Here is a 19,171-nt window from a genome sequence, read left to right as displayed (position 1 = left end):
CGGCGCCACGCTCCCCTGGCACAAGACGAGGTTTGACCCATGATCCGTATCGTCATTCTCCTGCTCGCACTGGCATCCGGTGGAGCCGCCTCCTGGCTGGCGCTCGGCGCCGGCGATCAGCCTGCGGTCGAGGTTGCAGAGCTTCAAGAAACGCCGGCGCAGGAGGTGCTCGTCGCCGCGGCGGAACTCAAGCGCGGTGCGGCGATCGAAGAGAGCCAGCTGCGATGGCAGCAGTGGGAGGGCGAAATCCCCCCTGTCTTCATCAGCCGCAGCTCCCGACCCGATGCGACGACAGCGCTCAAGGGTTCGCTCGCTCTAAGCGGCTTCGTAGCGGGAGAACCCATCCGCGAGGACAAGCTTGCGCAGGGCGGCACGGGTTATCTGTCCAGCTTGCTGCCTTCGGGAAAGCGGGCGATTGCCGTTCGCGTTACGGCCGAGAGCACCGCCGGTGGCTTCATCCTGCCGAACGACCATGTCGACGTCATTCACACCGTTGCCCGACCTGACGCCTCCGGGGACGCCGGTAAGGTCGTCAGCCGAGCGATTCTATCCAACATTCGCGTTCTCGCGGTCGATCAGACCGTTTCGCAGGCGTCCGATGGAGCCTCGGTCATCGGGAAGACCGCAACGCTCGAAGTGGATCCCGAACAGATCGCAGCCGTTGCGGCGGCGGAAGCCTCCGGCACGGTTTCGCTCGCACTTCGTGCGATTACAGATAATCACGAAGCCTCGGTCGTGGAAGCCGAGGGAACCCGCCGCGGCATGGTGCGCTTTTTCAACGGCGGACGTATGTCGATCGTGGAAGTTCCCTCCCGTTCCGACGGTAGCTGATCCTTTTATGGAAAATCCCGACGATGAAACAGCTCGATAGCGAAACCAAGGAAGCACCGCAGCCGATGGCCGCTGCACCGCTATTGCCCATACCGAAAGTGGACATCGCCGTCTTCTGCCAGTCAGAAGAGGTGAGGGAGGCTATCGGCACGGCGGCGATCGACCGTCGCATGGCGCGTGCCACCGTGACGGTGAAGGCCGGAGGTATGAAAGAGGCTACTGCGCTTTATGGCGGCGTCACATCGCCGAACCTCGTCGTCGTGGAGAGCGACGAGGGCGAGGCCCGGCTGATGGCCACCCTGGAGACGCTCGCAATGGAGTGCGTCACGGGGACCAAGGTCATCGTCATCGGCCGCTCCAACGATGTGGGTCTCTACAAGAAGCTTCTGGACGCCGGTGTTAGCGACTATCTCGTCATGCCGCTCGAGCCGATGGACTTCGTCGCGGCGGTGCACCGTTGCTTTCGTGACTCCACCGAGGAAAAGCTGGGGCGCATCGTCGCATTCGTCGGTGCCAAGGGCGGAACCGGCTCCTCCACGCTCGCACACAATGTGGCATACGCCATGTCCAAGAGGGTGGATGCCGATGTTCTTCTGGCGGATCTCGATCTGCAGTCCGGTACTCTCGGCCTGAACTTCGATATCGAGGCAAAGCACGGTATGGTGGATGTGCTTCAGAGTCCCGATCGTCTCGACGACGTGCTGCTGCGGCGCCTGGCGGTAACCTACACCGATCGCCTGCACCTGCTTCCGGCAACCACGGATCTCGACAAGTTCATCAATTTGCGGGAGGAGGATGTCGATCATCTCCTCGACGTGGCGCGCTCGAGCTCGTGGCATGTTGTAGTCGATTTGCCATACGTCCTGACGCAGTGGACCCGGAAGATCCTGCTCGAGGCCGACGAAATCGTCGTGACGGCCACGCCCGATCTGGCTGGCATGCGCAGTGCCAAGAACCTGATCGATTTCCTGAAGAAGGCGCGGCCGAACGATCCGCCGCCGCGGCTTGTGCTCAACAAGGTTGGCACCCCCAAACTTCAGGAAATCAAGCCGAAGGATTTCGTGGCGGCTGTCGGTCTCGAAGAGAGCGTCTCTCTGGCGTTCGAACCGTCCTTGTTCGGCGCGGCGGCCAATAATGGCCGATTGGTCATCGAGTCGGCACCGGATTCGAAGGCGGGGAAAGCCATAGTTTCGCTCGCCTGGCGGGTCGGCGGGACGCGGGAGAGACGGACGCGGCAGAAAGGCATCAAAGCTTTGCTGCAGAAGATCTTCAAACGCGGCAAGCCGAAGGCTCCTTCCACGTTGCGCAAGAAGGTCGGCGAATTGAAGACGTCCGAGGCCGGTGCTTCGGCGGTCGAATTCGCGCTGATTGCGCCGGTGCTCGCTCTCGGCGTCGTGGCGACGGCCGATCTCGGCCTTGCGATCCATGAGCGGATGACGATCGACCATGTTCTGCGGGCCGGTGCGCAGGCCGCCCTGGCCGATCCCGGCGCGGCGCAGGTCCAAAAGGTGCTCGTTTCCACCTTGGCCCAGAGCCCGCGTCTGGCGAGTGCCACGCTGCCGGCAGTGAAACGCTACTGCGCCTGCCCGGAAAATGCCGATGTCGCACCTGAGGCCGCGCCGCAATGCGGAACTGTGACCTGCGCGAACGCGAGACCGCAATTCGTGTACTATCGCCTGGCGGCTGCAAAGTCCTATCAGCCCATGTCGCTGCCGGCGGTACTTCCCGTGTTCGAACTCGGCTCCTCCATGCAGGTGCAAGTCCAATGAGGGCTCCACCCGCCATCATGCGCCACCTGTGGCGCAGTCAATCAGGTGCAGCGGCGGTGGAATTCGCGCTCGTCTGCCTGCCTTTGCTGCTGCTCGTGTTCGGCATCATCGAGTTCGGCCGCGCCTTTTACGTGCGCAATGAACTGTCGCACGCCGCCGACGTTGCTGCCCGCCGCGTGCTGATCGGGCAGATCGCGCGTGATGCGACGGACAGCGAAGCACTAACGAAGCTGGCCGGCGCGGTGCGCGAGAGCTTTCACAGCGGGGATCCGACGCTGCTCACTATCGCCGTCACCAAGGAAACGGTGGACGGCATAGCCTTCCGCGTGCTCTCGATCCGCTATCCCTTCACCTTCGTCGTTCCCGGTCTCGCCCAAAGCCCCGTCAGCCTCAATCTGTCGCGGCGCATCCCGATCGGGTGATTGAACTTCCAGTCAAGGCCGGCGAATTTCAACTGCCGTGTTTGCAACGATCTCTTGGCGGCGGTGACGGCTATCTGGAGCGGGGCACAGTGTTCGGATAACCCATGGGCCGCGGCGCATCGCAATTTCAAGCTGCCGCAAATTGCGGTTCTGGCGATCGGACTAGACCAACCGGACGAGCCATTTGCTCCGCCGGCTCGGCCATCAGGCTGAATGGATCAAGAGGGTTAACAAAGTCTATATAAGGGCCACACAGCAAGCGGGACTCGAGGCACAACCTGGCCCGGCCCTGTGACGCCGAACCTGGTTTCGGCACTTTCTCCAACCCATTGAAGGACCGAACCATGAAAAATCTTCTCGCGCGTTTTGCTCGCAATGAGTCCGGCGCAACCGCCATCGAATACGGCCTGATCGCTGGCCTGATCTCTGTCGTGCTCATCACCGTTATGGGGACCATAGGCACGGGGTTGACCACCAGATTCACCGCTATCGGAACCGCGCTCACCGGGGGCTGACGCTCTCGACAACACGCGCCGGTTGCCAAGCGAAGCGGAAGGCATAGCCTTCCGCTTTCGCATCCAACGATCTCAAACTTCTCTATCTCGGGAACAGGGCGACAACGATGTTCGGCAAGAAATCCATTTCGGAGGAACGGACGCCCGAAGCAGCGGTCCAGCGCGTAGTCGAAAACGAACCGCGGGCGCCTGCCCTTGTCCAGGTTCAGAAGCCGACCCCGGTTCCGGCAACGGCGAAACCCGAGAAGGCCGAACAGTATTACAGCCTGAAGAAGGAAATCTTCAGCGCCCTCATCGCAACGATCGACGTTGCAGCACTCTCCAACATGGATGGCGAGCAGGCGCGCAAGGAAATCGGCGCGATTATCAATGACATCGTCGCGGCCAAGAAGGCCGGCATTTCGATGGCCGAACAGAACGACCTTCTCAGCGACATCTGCAACGACATCTTGGGTTACGGCCCGCTCGAGCCCCTGCTCGCACGTGACGACATCGCCGACATCATGGTCAATGGCGCAAACCAGGTCTTTATCGAAGTCAACGGCCGGGTGCAGGAGACGGGAATCCGTTTCCGCGACAACGAACAGCTTCTCAATATTTGCCAGCGCATCGTCAGCCAGGTTGGTCGGCGCGTCGATGAATCGAGCCCGATTTGCGACGCGCGTCTGGGCGACGGTTCCCGTGTTAACGTCATCGCGCCTCCACTGGCAATCGACGGCCCCACGCTGACGATCCGCAAGTTCAAGAAGGAAAAGCTGACCCTCGACCAGCTGGTCCGGTTCGGCTCGATCTCGCCAGAGGGCGCCGAGGTTCTCAAGATCATCGGACGCGTGCGCTGCAACGTTCTCATTTCCGGCGGCACCGGCTCCGGCAAGACGACGCTTCTGAACTGCCTGACCGGCTATATAGACCACGGCGAGCGCGTCATAACTTGCGAGGATGCGGCAGAGCTTCAACTGCAGCAGCCGCATGTCGTGCGCCTCGAAACGCGGCCGCCGAACATCGAGGGGCAGGGTGAGATCACCATGCGCAACCTCGTAAAAAACTGCCTGCGCATGAGGCCCGAGCGGATCATCGTCGGCGAGGTGCGCGGGCCCGAGGCGTTCGACCTGCTGCAGGCGATGAACACCGGCCACGACGGCTCGATGGGAACGCTCCACGCCAACTCCCCGCGCGAAGCGATGGCACGCATCGAGGCGATGATCACCATGGGCGGGAGCTCGCTGCCGGCCAAAACGATCCGGGAGATGCTCGTTTCGTCCGTCGACGTGATCGTGCAGGCAGCGCGCCTTCGCGATGGTTCGCGCCGGATCACCCACATCACCGAAGTCCTCGGCATGGAGGGCGACGTGGTCACGACGCAGGACCTCTTCGTCTACGACATCCTCGGCGAAGACGAGAAGGGGAACATCATCGGAAGACACCGTTCGACCGGCATAGGGCGCCCGGCATTCTGGGATCGCGCACGCTATTACGGCGAAGAGGCCCGGCTTGCCGCGGCCCTCGACGCGGCGGAATTGAAGGCCGCCGCCTGAACCAAACGCTGACACAGGGCCAAACAGATGGCAACTTCTTTGCTGTTTCCCGCCTTCGTCTTCCTCCTGGCGTCCACCAGCATCGGCGGCGTAATGGTGGCGGCGTTCTATCCGCGTGTCTCCAAGGCAAGCGCCTATCGCCAGAGGTTCGAGCGCATTTCGGCGCGGGCGGAAGACAAGCGAAGCGAGCCGGCCGAGACGGAAGGGCGCGACCGGCGCCGCTCGGTGGAAAAGACGCTGCGCGAGATTGAGGAGAAGCGCCAGGCGAATGCGCGCAAGGGCAAGGTGACGCTTTCGGCCAGGCTGCGTCAGTCCGGCCTTCATTGGTCGCGCAAAGCTTATTTCCTCATCTGTGCCGGCGCCGCGCTGGCCACCTGGGCCGGGATGCTGCTGCTGCTGGGCCTCGGCCCGCTGGTCTCGGTCGGTTTCGCCATCGCCGGCGGGCTGCTCCTGCCGCACCTCTACGTGAACATCAAACGCACTGCGCGCTTCGCCCGCTTCACTGCCGAGTTTCCGAACGCCGTGGACGTCATCGTCAGAGGGCTCAAGGCAGGCCTGCCTATGCCGGATTGCCTTAGGGTGATTGCCATGGAGGCGCAGGAGCCGGTCAGGGGCGAGTTCCTCGCGATCGTTCAGGATCAGACGCTGGGAATCCCGGTGGACGAGGCCGTGAAGCGCATGAGCGAACGCATGCCGCTTGCCGAAGCCAACTTCTTTGCCATCGTCGTCGCCATTCAGAGCCGCACCGGCGGCAGCCTTTCTGAGGCGCTCGGGAACCTTTCCAAGGTGCTGCGGGAGCGCAAGAAGATGAAGGGCAAGATAAAGGCGATGAGTTCGGAGGCGAAGTCTTCTGCCGGCATCATAGGTGCCTTGCCGTTTCTCGTCGCGGGCGCCGTTTATTTCATGAGCCCGGACTACATGGCGCTCCTGTTCACGACGACGATCGGCAAGGTCGTACTCGTTTGCTGCGGCCTGTGGATGGGCATCGGCATTCTCGTCATGCGCAAGATGATCAACTTCGACTTCTGAGAACTTGAGATGAACCTTGGCGTCCATATCCCAGACCCGGAACAGTTGGCGGCCATAATGGCCGGCTTCTCCGCCTTTTCAGCGGTCGTCGTCATATCCTGGCCCTACGTCTTCCGGGACACGCTGTCGGAGCGTATGCGAAGGGTGGAGGGCGAACGCGAGCAGATCCGCCAGCGCGAACGCGCTCGGCTGGAAGAGAAGAGCAAGGTATCCTTGCGTGTGGAACCGAAACGCCTCTTTCAGGCGATCGTCGACCGCTTCCGGCTTGCCAAGCAGGCGGAGGACGGCGAGATCATCCGCAAGTTGAGCATGGCGGGCTATCGTGGCCATGCCGCAGTGACGGCCTTTCTTGCTTTCCGGCTGATTGCGCCGGTTGCTATCTTCGCGGCCTGCTTGCTTTACATCCTGTTGGTCGTCCGCCCGGAGACGCCGCTGTTTTTCGTGGTGGCGATGGCCGCCGCCATGGGCGCGCTCGGATATTTCTCTCCGGCGATCTTCGTCAGGAACAGGATCACCAAGCGGCAGCAGTCGATCCGGCGTTCCTGGCCGGAGGCGCTGGACCTTCTGTTGATCACCGTCGAAGCCGGCATGGGGATCGAAAGCGCCTTCCGCAAGGTTGGGGAGGAGATCGGCACGCAATCGCCGGAAACTGCGGAGGAGATCCTGCTGACGACTGCGGAGCTTTCCTACCTGCAGGACCGGCGGCAGGCCTTCGAGAATCTGGGGCAGAGAACCGGGGTAGAGGGCGTGCGCGCCGTCGTCACCAGCCTCATCCAGGCGGAGAAATACGGCACGCCGCTCGGTCAGGCGTTGCGCGTGATGGCACAGGAGAACCGGGACATGCGCATGAGCGAGGCCGAGAAAAGGGCGGCTGCCCTACCGCCAAAGCTCACCGTGCCGATGATCCTGTTCTTCCTGCCGGTCCTCTTTGCGGTAATCCTTACACCGGCGGTCATTCAGATCATGAGCACCTAGAGGGGGCGGTCTGGCGCCTGCGTGTCAAATCCGACGCGTGGGCGCCACGACTTTCATGTCCTTGTTTCCTTTTCCGGTACGCGCCGTCCGCGGGCGATGGCAGTGATGTTCTCGGCCATGCCTTCCAGCGGCAGGACCAGGTCCACGAGGCCGGCACCGATCGCCGACTTCGGCATGCCGAAGACGACCGAGCTCTTCTCATCCTGCGCGATTGCCTTGCCGCCCGCCATGCGCAGTGCCCGAAGCCCCTCGGTTCCGTCATCGCCCATTCCGGTCAGGATGACCGCGAGAGACTCCCCCTTGAAGGCACGCGCGATCGAGCCGAAGAGGTAGGATCCGGACGGCTTGAAGCCGTTGACGGGAGCATCGTCCGAGACGCGTAGGCGCGACCTGCCCGAGACGCCGAGCTGGTAATTATCCGGTGCGAGGTAGGCCGTGCCGGGTTTGAGAAGCTCTCCATTCCTGGCGACCTTCACCGTGAGCGGCACGGTCGCGTCGAGAGAGGCGGCAACGCCGTCGATGAAGCCGCTCGACATGTGCTGGACGATGAGGATCGGCACCGGGAACTCGGCTGAAAGGTCTTTCAGTATCGCACGGATCGCCGCCGGCCCACCGGTCGAGGCCGCGATTGCCACGATCCCGATCGGCGTCCTTGCTGCTGGCGGTTGATCTTTGGCCGTGCGATCTCCGCGGACTTTCTGGCGCCATTGGCGGACGACCTTTACCTGCGACATGGCCTTGATCGTCGAGAGGAACTTTTCGATTGCCGGCTGTTCGAGCGGCATGCCGTGCGCGGCCGGAGCCGGGATGACCGCGAGAGCGCCCGCTTCGAGCGCCTGCGCTGAGATGGTCCCGAGCTGCGAGCCGTCCTTATGGGAGAGCAAAACGACCGGCGTCGGTGCCGTGATCATTATCTCCCTGACCGTTTCTGCGCTGTCATCCCCGGAAAGGCAGAGCTCCACGGCGACAATGTCCGGCAAGAGTTCGCCGGTCATTCTCACGGCTTCTCTCCCGCTTCTTGCGATCAGTACGAGCTCCGCGGAGGCGTCCCCCTCGATCGCCCTCCTTACGAGATCCTCGAGCTCGACTGTCGATGTCGAGAGAAGAATGCGTACCATCCTCTTCCCTCAAACGACTTGCCGCATTGTTTCCAGGAAGTCATGCGCGTCGAACTGATCCTTCCTCAGATAGGCGTTTGCGCCGGCGCGTAGTCCTTTCACCTTGTCCTCTAGGGATTCCCGCCCGGTGACGAGTACGACGGGCGTGCCGGTAAAGCGGTCCGACTGGCGAATGGCCTGGGTTAGCTCAAAGCCATTCATGGACGGCATATCGACGTCGGCTACGACCACGTCGGCTCCATGGTCGCAAAGCTGCTTCAACGCTTCCGTGCCGTCGGTCGCCATCGTCACATCGTATCCTGCGCCTTCCAGTATGAGCTTCACCAATGTTCGCACATATTTCGAATCGTCGACGACAAGGACCTTCCGACGAACGGTCGCGGCGGTCTGGCGCGCGACGACGTTGTCGCGAGGCCGCACCTCGGCGGCAGCTTCGGCGAGTGCTGCGACGTTCAGGAGGAGGGCGATGCGCCCGTCGGGGAGCACCATTCCACCGCTGTAACGCCGGACATTTGCCAGGCGCGGACCGAGCGATCGTGTGAGCAATTCCTGTTCCCCGGTGATTTCGTCGACGAGCACTGCCGTTGGCCCGCCCGGCGAGTCGACGACCACTGCCGGGATGGTTTCGCTCGCATCGCTGCGGTTCGGCTGGAGGTGGAGCCAAAGCGAAAGATCGACGAAGGGCATCGGACCGGTGGGGGTGCCGACGAAATTCCTGCCCTCTGTCAGCGTGAAGTTCCCCCGGTCGATCCGGATGACGCGCTGGACGGACGCGGTGTCGATCGTGAACACATGTCCCCCCGCGAGGACTTCCAGCACGCGAACCGTTGCAAGGGTCAAAGGCAGGGTGAGGGTGAAAGCAGCACCGCCGGTTGGTACCTGCGATACGTCGACCGCACCGCGTAGCTTTTCCACATTGCCTTTGACGATGTCGAGACCTATTCCGCGCCCTGAGAGCCTCGTGACGGTGGCCGAGGTGGACACGCCCGGCTCGAAGACACGCCGCAGGATATCCGCTTCGGCCTGCTTGCTTTTTGTGCTTTCGCCTGTCGCCGCACTCAGCAAAGCCAAATTCAGGCCGCGGCCGTCGTCTTCGACACGAACCTCGATCCGGTTCCCGCGCATCGCGGCCGAAACCAGAATCCTGCCCTTTTCCGGCCGTCCTGCCGCCCGACGCTCCTCCGGCGTCTGGATTCCATGCGCAACTGCATTGCGGACGAGGTGGCGAAGCGAATCCTGCAGCGCTGAAACAATGGAGCGATCGACCTCGATCTCTCCGCCCCTGATCTCCAGCTCTGCGCGTTTGCCCGATGCCGCCGACACGTCGCGGACGATGCGGCCAAGACCCTTGCAGGCCTCTGCAAAGGGCTGCGTGCGCGCAAGTCTGATCTCCTCGTCGAGTGCTGTCGCGGCACTTTGCATCAGGCGAACGTCCTGGCGGAGGAATGCCGCGAACTGACGCAGGCCGCCTTCGACACTCGCCACCCGCCCGGTGGGATCAGAACCCGGTGCGCGCATTTTCCTTGCTTCCTCTCGCAACGAAGAGGCCTGCTCGGCATGACGCCGCATGACGGCATTGAAGGTCAGCATTTCACCGCTCCTGTAAAGGAGCGCGTCCAAGCGCGCGGCGGAGACCCGCATGGACCCGTCGGTGTCGGTGGCGCGAATGGCGATCTCCGGCTCCGCCATGGGCGGACGGTGCTGCGCCTCCTCTGAGCCGTCTACGGAACCCGCGGCTGCGACGGACTTCAGCTTTTCGACTACGTCCTCGCCATGCGCGGGAGAGGGGATCTCGCCGCTCTCGAGCAGAATGGCCGCGTCCCGGATTGCGTCCGCAGCCGATAGCAGCAGGTCCAGCCTCGGTCGTTCGAGAACAAGTCCTTCATTCGCAGCGATAGAGAGAATTTCCTCCATCCAGTGACAAATCGTTTCCACGCCGCGCACCTGAAGCAGGCCGGCGGCACCCTTGAGGCTATGCGCCACCCTGAGAAGCTGTTCCTGCAGATGCCGTTTCCGATCTGCGTCGCCGGACGCCTCGATTGCCAGCACGGCGTTCTCCATCTCCGACGCGCGTTCCCGCACCTCCTGAGTGAACATGTTCAGCAAACCGGGGTCGAGTTCTTCAGGTGTTATCATGTTCGCTGCCGTGGTCTGTGAGCATTTCCTTCAGCCTCGAGCCGAGTTCGTTCAGATCCTTCGCGGCCTCCTCTGCCTGGCGTATAGCCGAGAGGTTCTGGCTGCTGGTCTGTTCGATGTAATGCATCGCTTCGTGAATCTGCTTCATGCCGGCGCGTTGCTGACCCGCCGAGGCGGCGATTTGAGCGACCGATCGCGCGGAATCGGCGACGATCGCCTCCAGTTGCCGGATGGTTTCGCCCGCTTCGCTAACAGTCTCGAGCGCACGGCTGACGCTCTTGGATCCATCCTCGGCGCCGATGACTGCGGAGTTTGTCGATTTCTGGATTTCCATGAGGATGCGGCGGACCCTGGTGGTCGCAGATTTCGACTGGTCGGCAAGCGTACGGATCTCGCTGGCGACAACGTTGAAGCCCCTGCCGTGTTCGCCGGCACGCGATGCCTCGATTGCAGCATTCAATGCCAGGAGGTTCGTCTGGTCCGCGATCTCGGCAACGACCGAGACGATTTCGCCGATCTCGAGGCTGTTTTCCGCAAGCGACAGAATATCGGCAGCGATCGTTTCCGTCCGCGCGCTGACGGCATTCATCACCTGCACCGTGTCGTCGAGCGCTCTGCGGCCTTCATTACTGATCTTGACGGCGTTGTCGTAGGAGGCGGCAACCTGCTGCGCGCGCTGCGCTGCCTGTTCTGACGTCTGCAACACCTCATCCACGCTCGTGACCGTCTGGGCAACGGCCGAGGACTGCTCGCGCATGCCTTCGACCTGCTGCGTTGTGCCGGCGAGAATTTCGGCAGCCGATGATGAGAGGTGTTGCGCCGTTTCAGAGATCGTGGCGAGCAACTTCTCGAGCCTCTCCCTGCTGCCCCGCTCGTTGTCGATCATCCCGGCAAGCCTTGCGGTCATCCCGTTGAAGGAGTCGCCCAGAATTGCGAGCTCGTCGCTGCCCTCGACCGACGCCTTCTGCGCCAGGTCACCGGCGCTGACCTTTTCCGCCAGCACCGCGAGCGCGCGCGTACGGTGGGCCAGACGGCGCCCGACCCTCAGCACGTGAAGGAGCAGCAGCAGGGCGAGAGCCGAAAAACCAAACTGCAGCAACTGGGAGCGCTGGAGTCGGGTGACTCCGGCCTGCTCAATGCGGCTGATCAATCCGTCCAGGCGCGCCGCAAACGCCCTGACCTTCGGATCGAGCGCGTCCAGTGCGCCGCGACTGAGCGGTGCGCTAGCAATAGCGCTTTCCAGAGCGGGCCTGACTTCATCCCGCCATTGCTGGCGGGCTTGTTCAAGCTGCGTGAGAGCATCAGGATCGTTCGCTGCCGCCAGTCCGATCCCTTCTTCGCTATTCGCCAGACTCGCAAGGAGCCGCTCATTGCGAGCCATCAAGCGGCGCAGTTCATCGGCAGCAGCGGCGCGATCCGGACCATCCGCCCGTTCCAGGTGACTGGCCGTGTAGATCATCTGATAGGCGAGTCGTTCCTTGCCGAGCGAGGACGTAGCTCCAAGATCGGCCCGCACGCGTTCCAGAGCAATGAAGCTGGACCCGACGAGCAGCGCCGATGCTGCCACGAATAGGAGCATTGCCAATCCCAATGCGCCATAGAGGCTATTCGCTGGTCGGGGATTCATGGAACTCGGTCCTTTCCGTCTCGTCGCTGGCGGTGATCTGCTCATCATCAAGAAAGAAGCGGCGGTCATCCAAAAGGCGGCGGCCATCGAGAATGACTGTGCCGGCTTTCGTCGTCGCTCCGTGCCATGCTGTGGCTGGAGCTGGAGCGCTCTCCGCTGCGCCGGTCTCCTCCAGGGAGACCGCCAGGATTTCCGGGGCGGCTTCGGAAAGTATCAGGAATTCGGGACGCTCGTGCCCGCACACGATCGCCCAGTCATTCGCGATACCGGCCGCTTGCGGGAGTTCGAGCAGTCCGCGCAGATCGAACACGGGAAGCAGTTGACCGCGCAGGTCGCAAACGCCACAGGCATGCGGGGGCATTCCGGGGAGCGGGCTGACGCGTGCCCTCGAAACGATTTCGCAAACGTAGCGGATCTCCAAGGCAAACTGGCGGTCAGCCAGCACGAAGGTCACGAGACTGACGGCCTGTTCTTCGTTTTGCCCGGCGGATACATCGACGGCCGCGCGGGGTGATCGTTGCTTGTGTTGCGCTTCGGAATCCTGTTGTGCCGCCTTCAGAAGCGCTTCCGTCTGTTCTATCGCTGCTCCCATACGGCTTCTGACGGCGGTCCAATCGAGCGAACGGGCGGCGGGGCGGGAAGGTGTCCTCATCCGGCTTCGCTCCCGAGAAGTCGTCGGATCGTGCCGATCTCTCGCCGTGCGCGCTGCGCGAGATGTCCGGCCGTTGCCTCGGGCATCAGCGTGACGTGTTCGCGCGGCGGACGAGAGAGACAAGACGAGAGCGCATTTTCGAGGGCGCGCAGAGCCGCGTGCGGATCGCTGTCCTTGAGGCAGATACCGAGGAAGAACTGTGCGGCCGCCAATTTGCCGTTGAGATAGGCCACGCGCCGGAGTGCCGCCGTGGCCGCGTCGGTCTCGCCGCTGGCCATCCGGGAGAGGCCTTCAAGGAAGTGCAGTTCTGCTGATAGCGGATGCGCTTCGATTGCCTGCGCGGCAAGGCGCGCGGCCTGACGGGTCTCACCCAGGTCTAAACGCGATCGGATTTGCCGGGCAATGGCCTTGGCGGCATCGTCGCCGGGCGTTCTTTGCGCGGGCACGACGCGTGCCCGAGCGAGCGGAACGCCCGCGGCTGGTTTGCCGGGTGCGCGTCGAACAGGAGCGATGCACGCAGTCGAGCTCTTACGTGTGTGCGGAGCCATGATGCGGCGGTAGACAACGCCCGCGGGCGTGATCGACGTCTCGAAGGGGGCGTATCTCCACAGGGGCGGGTCGGTCGGCGCCGTCAGCAGCCAGCCGCCATCGGAAAGGCAGGCGAGAAGCTGACAGGCAATCCGGTGCACGGCGCTCGCCTCGAGATAGACGAGCACGTTGCGGCAAAGGATCAAATCGAAGTCGGCCAATCGCTTTTCCGGCGATGGAAGCGCGTCTGCGCCGAGATTCAGGTGAGCGAAGTCGACTCTCCGGCGCAATCGCTCGTGCAGTTGAAAACGCCCCTCGCACGAAGTGAAATATCGTTGCTTCAGCCTCGGGCCCGTATTCCTCAAGGCCCACTCGCCGTATTCGGCAGCCTTGGCCGCGGCGAGGGCCCTCCTCGAAATGTCGGCTGCATCGATTCGGACACCGTTCAGGAGGCCGTCCTCTTCGCATAGAATCGCAAGCGAATACGGTTCCTCACCCGTCGCGCAGCCCACGCTCCAGATTCGCAGAGGAGACCCGTCGGGCCGCCGTCGCAGCAGTTCCGGAAGAATTGTTCGCCGTATCAGCTCGAACTGCTCGGGCCCCCGGAAGAAATGCGTTTCGGCAACTGTAATCGCGGAGATCACGTCGTCGGTCAAATCCTCGTCCGATCCCAGCAGGTCGAGAAGCGAGCGACCTTCGGCAATGCCGCGCCGCACCATGACCCGGTCTATCGCCGAAGCGACGGCTTCTTTCCGGGATGCCGAGAAGGTCAGGCCGACCCTGCCTGCAACCTGCTCAGCGAGCTGCAACGACACCACCCGCCTGGTCACTGGACACCTCGCTGCCCGTTTGCCAGACAGGCGCGAAGCCGCGTCGGGATGAAGCTCTCTGTCGAAACCGGCTGGCGCATTTTCGTTCCACATACATTGACTGCTGTCGTCACTACGTCCTGGCGTGCATTTGCGCTATTCGTCCGGATGACCTAGAGGGCGGCCTATCCAAGCGGACTACTGTCGGTTTTCGGTCATCGGCAAAAGGCGCGCCCCGGCCGCCGCCGCCTCCTGGCGGTTCCTGACCCGCAGGCTTCGGAATAGTGCTGCCATGTGGATCTTCACAGTGCCTTCGCCGAGTTTCAGCTTGCGGGCGATTTCCTTGTTCGAGAACCCCTGTACAAGGAGCTGCAAGACCTCGCGCTGCCTCGGCGTGAGGAATTCGATCGTACGGTGGCGTTCGTTCTGGTCTCCCCCGCCAGGCGCGGGCGTGTCTGCTTCGGAAGGGGAGGCGCGGCCTGCGATGGAGGGTGGGACGTAGACGGACCCGTTGAGAATGGCGCGAACCGCTTCGGCGAGATCGGTCGCGCCAAGCCCCTTGGGGACATAACCGTTTATGCCTGCCGTCAGGGCGGAGAGGATATCCGATCGACGCGACGATGCCGAAACGACCGCGACTTTCAAATCCGGGTGGACGTCGCGCACGGCAGCAAGGCTGGCGACGCTTTGCATACCCGGCATCGCCAGATCGAATAATGCCAGCGAGACGTCTTCGCGTTCGGAAAGCCTTTCGATCGCCTCATCGAGTGACCCAGTCTCGATAATCTCGGTAAAGCGCAATTTGCTCTTCAAAATGAAGCCAAGCGCAATCCTGAAGAATTCATCGTCATCGGCAATAAGTGCGACGCCTGAGGCATTCATTACGCTATCCTCGCTCGCTGGCTCACGCCAAGGGCTTCCGTATCCGGCTCGTCGACTTGCAACTAACGATCGTCTCAGCGAATGAGTTCCCGCCATTTCGATCAATGAGCGGTAGTAATTGGATTGTGCCACACACGCCGCGCGACGTGTAGGGCTAATTCCTGCCCTGTTGGCAACTGCGGCAATCGAGTCAGAGGGAGCCGGCCGCGATCAGCTTGGAAATTTCCGCGGCGGGCAGGGGGCGCGAAAAGAGGTAGCCCTGCACCTCATTGAAGCCTTCCGAATTCACGACCGCCAGCTGATCCTCCGTTTCGACGCCCTCGACCGTTGTCGTCATGCCAAGGCTCTGTCCAAGGCCGGCGACGGCCTTGACGATCGCGAGCGACTCCTTGCCATGCGGCAGGTCGCGGACGAAGGCCTGATCGACCTTGATCTTGTCGAACGGAAAGCTGCGCAGGTACCCAAGTGACGAATAACCCGTTCCGAAATCGTCCATCGCGATCTTGACGCCGAGCCTTCGCAAGTCCTGTAGCAGCTCGAGATTATGCTCGCTCTCGTCCAGGAGAACCGTCTCCGTGATCTCCAGTTGCAGACGAGCGGGATCAAGGCGAGTGGCCGAGAGGGCGTTGGCGACGGCCCCCACCAGGTTGCGATGCTTGAACTGGACAGGGGAGAGGTTCACGGCGACGCTCACACGTTCCGGCCAGAGCGCGGCCTGGCCGCATGCCTCGCCGAGGATCCACTCGCCAATCGGAACGATCAAGCCGGTCTCTTCGGCAATTGGAATGAATTCGGACGGTGCGATCATTCCACGCTCAGGGTGCCGCCATCGCAACAATGCCTCGCAGCAGCTCACGCAGCGCGACTCCAAGCTCACCAACGGCTGATAGTGCAGCTCGAACTCTCCCTTCGCCAGCGCGTCCCGCATTGTGATCTTCATCTGCTGGTGTGCTTGCAGCTGCGCATGCATCGCCACGTCGAAGAGCTTGTAGGTGCCGCGCCCGCTAGATTTCGCACTGTAGAGTGCGATATCGGCCGCCTTGATCAGCTCATCTGCAGAGGTTCCATCTTCCGGCGCAAACGCAATTCCGATACTCGTCCCGACCGTTGCGGCGGCGCCCTCGATGCTGAAGGGTTCGGAAAGGGTATCGATCAGCCGCTGTGCGAGGCGGAAAGCTTCGTCACGGGACGTCGTCAGAGGTTGTATTATGGCGAATTCGTCGCCCCCAAGTCGCGCGACGGTTTCCGTGCTCCTAACCGACTGGATCAGTCTTGCGGAAACCTGGCGCAGTAAAGCGTCGCCGGCCGGATGGCCGAGCGTGTCGTTGACGGCCTTGAAGCCGTCAAGGTCCAGGCACAGGACTGCCATGCGCGCGTGACTGCTCTCGTTCAGCGCTTGCTCGAAGCATTCGCGGAAGAACATCCGGTTCGCCAGGCCCGTAAGCATGTCGTGCCGGGCCATATGCGCGATCTGCTTCTGGGCGAGCAGCGTGTCCTCTTCCGCGCGACGCCGCTCGGTTATGTCTCGGCAGAAAATGGAAATGCCGTCTTGCGTCGGGGAGGCGTTCGCTTCGACCCAACGGCCGAGGGACGACAAATGGTCCTCGAAAAAGGAGCGGACCCGTCGGTCCATCACTTCGCGGCAATGTTTGGCGAAGCTCCCCTTTTCCTCTTCGGGGAAGAGCTTCCAGAACACTCTTCCGAGGGCCTCGTCTCCGACCTGCAGGAGCTTCCTGGCATTCTCGTTGAGATAGCGCACGCGCCAGTCGGCGTCGAGCAGCAAGACGCTGTCCATGGTGCTTTCGAGAACCGAAGAAAGCTGATCGGCAGCCGCTTCGGCGCGCCTTTGCTCGCGACTGATTTCGTCGCTTGCTCGTTTCGCATCGGTAATGTCGCGCCAGATGGAAAGGATTCTGAACGGTTTTCCTCGATGGTCCGTGATCGGGGCCGAGATCACGTCCATGCATCTTTCTTCACCGCCGGCATCCCGAACGGAAATCTCGAAACGCGCTGTCTTGCCGCGTCTGACGCTTTCCCAGGCCGCCTCGACCTTGCCGGCGTCGGAAGCTAGCCCGATGGAGTCCCATGTCTGGCCCGTCACCGGCGCGCCTTCGTTCAGTCCGAAGATACGCCGGCCGGCCTCGTTCATGAGCAGCGGTCGTCCTTCCATGTCGAGCACGCGCACGCAGTCGGGGCTGCTGTCGAAAATGCTTCTGATAAAAGCCTGAGCTTCCTGTTCAGCTATCTCCGCGGCTCGCCGTTCCGTGATGTCGAGAACGGACCCAACATATCCGAGGAACGTTCCGTCGGCGGAGAAGCGCGGTTGCCCGACGTCGATGACCCATGCCCAGCTTCCGTCGGCTCGTCGCAACCGGTACTCGCTACGCACCGGTTCTTTCCCAGCAGTCGCCCTGAAGAATATCTCCTGGACTGCCTGCCGATCATCGGGATGGATGACGTCGACCCAACCGAAACCGAGCGCCTCGGCCTCTGTTTGCCCCGTCGTTTCCAACCACAAGCGATTGAAGAAGCTCGTGTCGCCGGTGGGGTCCGCGACCCAGATCATCACGGGCGCATTGTCCGCGATGGCGCGAAAGCGGGCCTCGCTTTCGCGCAAGGCGTCGGCAGCGCGTCGCCTTTCATCGATATCTTCCAAGAGGCCGTACCAGCGCACGATTTTTCCATCCGCGTCTCGCTTTGCGGCTGCGCGAGCGCGGAACCAGCGATAATGGCCGGTCCTGGTCAACAGCCTGTAGTCGCAGTCGAATGGTGCACCGCTTGCCAGGGAGTGGCGCCATTCCTCTTCCAAAGAGTCCGCGTCCTGCGGATGAACGGCTTTGGCCCATCCTCTGCCGAGCGTTTCATTTTCGCCCAGACCAGTCAGTTCGCTCCATCGCGGGCCAACCTCCAGGACCTCTCCCGCCGTGTTTGCGGTCCAGGGAACTTGCGGGTGAAGGTCAACCAGAGAGCGATAGTGCTCCTCGCTCGCTCGGAGAGTCTCTTCGGTCCTGCGCAGGCCGGTGATATCCACGATCGTCACGACCACAAACTTCTCCTCGGTCGGACCGGCGGGAATGCTCACGCACCGTTTTTTCGTCAGGAGCGTGCGCTGTGTCCCATCTGGCGTCGTGATTTGCTCTTCGAGCTCGTGGCCTTCGCCTGTCGAAAGAACGACCCTGTCGAGCGAGACGATCCTGTCTGCCTGCTCCCCCGGTAATATGTCGTGGTCGGTCCGTCCGATGAGCTGGTTCCGGTCTTTGCCCAGAAGGTCGCATGCCGCGTCGTTGATGAAGACGAACCGTGACGCATCGTCCTTGACAATCACCGGTTCGGCAATGCCATCCATAAGCCGGTGAAAGAGATCATGGGGTCTAGGGGAGGGCGGTTCGGGCGTCGGTGCGTTCATGACACGACACTTAGACCGGTGAGGCGCTGTAGCGCATTGTAAGAAGTCCCCGATAGGTTGTGCAACCTTGGTCAACTGATCGCGGCTGCGAATTGTTCCCGGAGAAAGATACAGCCTCTCCTGCGGCACCGGTACACGCGCCTTAGACCCCCTCGAGTCGGCTGAACCGAACCGGGATGAGTTGCCGCGCCTCGAACTGCCCTTCCGAATCCTTGTCGATGACAGTCAGCACCTGTTCTTCCGAGCCCACAGGAAGAACAAGGCGGCCCATTGGCTTGAGCTGCTCAAGCAAAGCCGGGGGCGGCTCCTCAGCCGCCGCCGTGACCAGGATCTTGTCGAACGGAGCGTGCTCAGGCCAGCCGCGGGAACCGTCGCCAATACGAATGCCGACATTAGACATGCCGAGGCCGTGCAGGAGAGCCTCGGCATGGCTTGCGAATTCCTCAATGATCTCGACGCTCCAAATTCGCCCGGCGAGTTGCGCGAGGATTGCGGTTTGGTAGCCTAGGCCGGTGCCGATCTCGAGCACGGTCTCATGCGGTTGGGGAGCAAGGAGATCGGTCATGAGAGCGACCATGAAGGGCTGCGACACGGTTTTGTCGAAGCCGATCGGAAGCGGCATGTCCTGGTAGGCAAAGGGCGCAGCCGGCGCCGGGACGAACAGATGCCGGGGTACTCGCAGCATTGCTGCCATCACCCGTTCATCGAGCGCCGCCTTGCCGAGTTCCTTGCTTGCAAGGTCGGCATAGATTGCGATCACCTCGACCATGTGCCTGCGCAGAACGGCGAGGTGCTCTTCGTTCATTGGCTTCATGAGAACGCGCTCTCCTCAGCCAGTTGGCCGGCAAATGGCGTCTAGAACATTAAAGGGTGACGAGCATGCAATAGCAAGACCAAATGGTGCGAACAATGCGCTAGCGATCCGGCGCCACACAGG

General features: G+C 62.3%; 15 protein-coding genes. 7 read left to right on the top strand and 8 right to left on the bottom strand.

Annotated features, from left to right (window positions below; translation table 11 throughout):
• Positions 1 to 39 precede the first annotated feature (39 nt).
• The 7 genes from cpaB to M1D34_RS28540 all read left to right on the top strand — a co-directional run bounded on the left by cpaB (position 40) and on the right by M1D34_RS28540 (position 7,076).
• The gene (gene cpaB / locus M1D34_RS28570) at positions 40 to 831 is read left to right on the top strand and encodes a Flp pilus assembly protein CpaB (protein WP_498786162.1); all 792 of its coding nucleotides are present in this window, start codon (positions 40 to 42) and stop codon (positions 829 to 831) included.
• Between the two features lie 23 nt (positions 832 to 854).
• Positions 855 to 2,600: an AAA family ATPase gene (locus tag M1D34_RS28565; protein ID WP_498786160.1), complete on the top strand. Its 1,746-nt coding sequence runs from the start codon at positions 855 to 857 to the stop codon at positions 2,598 to 2,600.
• Complete coding sequence (locus M1D34_RS28560; protein WP_498786158.1) at positions 2,597 to 3,022, top strand: TadE/TadG family type IV pilus assembly protein; 426 nt, start codon at positions 2,597 to 2,599, stop codon at positions 3,020 to 3,022. The genes M1D34_RS28565 and M1D34_RS28560 overlap by 4 nt, the downstream gene beginning before the upstream one ends.
• A 344-nt stretch (positions 3,023 to 3,366) precedes the next feature.
• Entirely contained in the window at positions 3,367 to 3,537 is a 171-nt protein-coding gene (locus tag M1D34_RS28555; protein WP_003526943.1) for a Flp family type IVb pilin, read from the top strand.
• A gap of 107 nt (positions 3,538 to 3,644) precedes the next feature.
• Positions 3,645 to 5,072, top strand: a complete 1,428-nt coding sequence (locus M1D34_RS28550; RefSeq protein WP_498786156.1) for a TadA family conjugal transfer-associated ATPase — start codon at positions 3,645 to 3,647, stop codon at positions 5,070 to 5,072.
• Positions 5,073 to 5,099: 27 nt separating this feature from the next.
• Positions 5,100 to 6,101 carry a type II secretion system F family protein gene (locus M1D34_RS28545; RefSeq protein WP_498786154.1) on the top strand — a complete coding sequence of 334 codons (1,002 nt, stop codon included), beginning with the start codon at positions 5,100 to 5,102 and terminating at the stop codon, positions 6,099 to 6,101.
• A gap of 9 nt (positions 6,102 to 6,110) precedes the next feature.
• Positions 6,111 to 7,076: a type II secretion system F family protein gene (locus tag M1D34_RS28540; protein WP_498786152.1), complete on the top strand. Its 966-nt coding sequence runs from the start codon at positions 6,111 to 6,113 to the stop codon at positions 7,074 to 7,076.
• A 53-nt stretch (positions 7,077 to 7,129) separates the two neighbouring features.
• Here the strand turns inward: M1D34_RS28540 and M1D34_RS28535 are convergent, their stop codons facing one another.
• From M1D34_RS28535 to M1D34_RS28500, 8 genes are all read right to left on the bottom strand, one after another.
• The gene (locus M1D34_RS28535; protein WP_498786151.1) at positions 7,130 to 8,194 is read right to left on the bottom strand and encodes a chemotaxis protein CheB; all 1,065 of its coding nucleotides are present in this window, start codon (positions 8,192 to 8,194) and stop codon (positions 7,130 to 7,132) included.
• A gap of 9 nt (positions 8,195 to 8,203) precedes the next feature.
• Positions 8,204 to 10,330 carry a hybrid sensor histidine kinase/response regulator gene (locus M1D34_RS28530; protein WP_498786150.1) on the bottom strand — a complete coding sequence of 709 codons (2,127 nt, stop codon included), beginning with the start codon at positions 10,328 to 10,330 and terminating at the stop codon, positions 8,204 to 8,206.
• Complete coding sequence (locus tag M1D34_RS28525) at positions 10,317 to 11,957, bottom strand: methyl-accepting chemotaxis protein (RefSeq protein WP_498786148.1); 1,641 nt, start codon at positions 11,955 to 11,957, stop codon at positions 10,317 to 10,319. The genes M1D34_RS28530 and M1D34_RS28525 overlap by 14 nt, the downstream gene beginning before the upstream one ends.
• Positions 11,935 to 12,609, bottom strand: coding sequence for a chemotaxis protein CheW (locus M1D34_RS28520; RefSeq protein WP_498786146.1), 675 nt, complete (start codon positions 12,607 to 12,609; stop codon positions 11,935 to 11,937). The genes M1D34_RS28525 and M1D34_RS28520 overlap by 23 nt, the downstream gene beginning before the upstream one ends.
• A complete protein-coding gene (locus tag M1D34_RS28515) occupies positions 12,606 to 13,967 on the bottom strand; it encodes a CheR family methyltransferase (protein ID WP_498786144.1) in 1,362 nt (453 codons plus the stop codon). Before M1D34_RS28515 ends, M1D34_RS28520 begins: the two co-directional genes overlap by 4 nt.
• A 177-nt stretch (positions 13,968 to 14,144) precedes the next feature.
• Positions 14,145 to 14,828 carry a LuxR C-terminal-related transcriptional regulator gene (locus tag M1D34_RS28510; protein ID WP_498786142.1) on the bottom strand — a complete coding sequence of 228 codons (684 nt, stop codon included), beginning with the start codon at positions 14,826 to 14,828 and terminating at the stop codon, positions 14,145 to 14,147.
• A gap of 190 nt (positions 14,829 to 15,018) precedes the next feature.
• Complete coding sequence (locus M1D34_RS28505) at positions 15,019 to 18,234, bottom strand: PAS domain S-box protein (RefSeq protein WP_498786140.1); 3,216 nt, start codon at positions 18,232 to 18,234, stop codon at positions 15,019 to 15,021.
• A 142-nt stretch (positions 18,235 to 18,376) separates the two neighbouring features.
• Positions 18,377 to 19,048: a protein-L-isoaspartate(D-aspartate) O-methyltransferase gene (locus M1D34_RS28500; RefSeq protein ID WP_498786138.1), complete on the bottom strand. Its 672-nt coding sequence runs from the start codon at positions 19,046 to 19,048 to the stop codon at positions 18,377 to 18,379.
• Between the last annotated feature and the right edge of the window lie 123 nt (positions 19,049 to 19,171).

It is taken from the genome of Ensifer sp. D2-11, from assembly GCF_054161295.1.
Note: the sequence above shows the minus strand (reverse complement) of the source record. Positions and strands in the feature narration are given on the sequence as shown.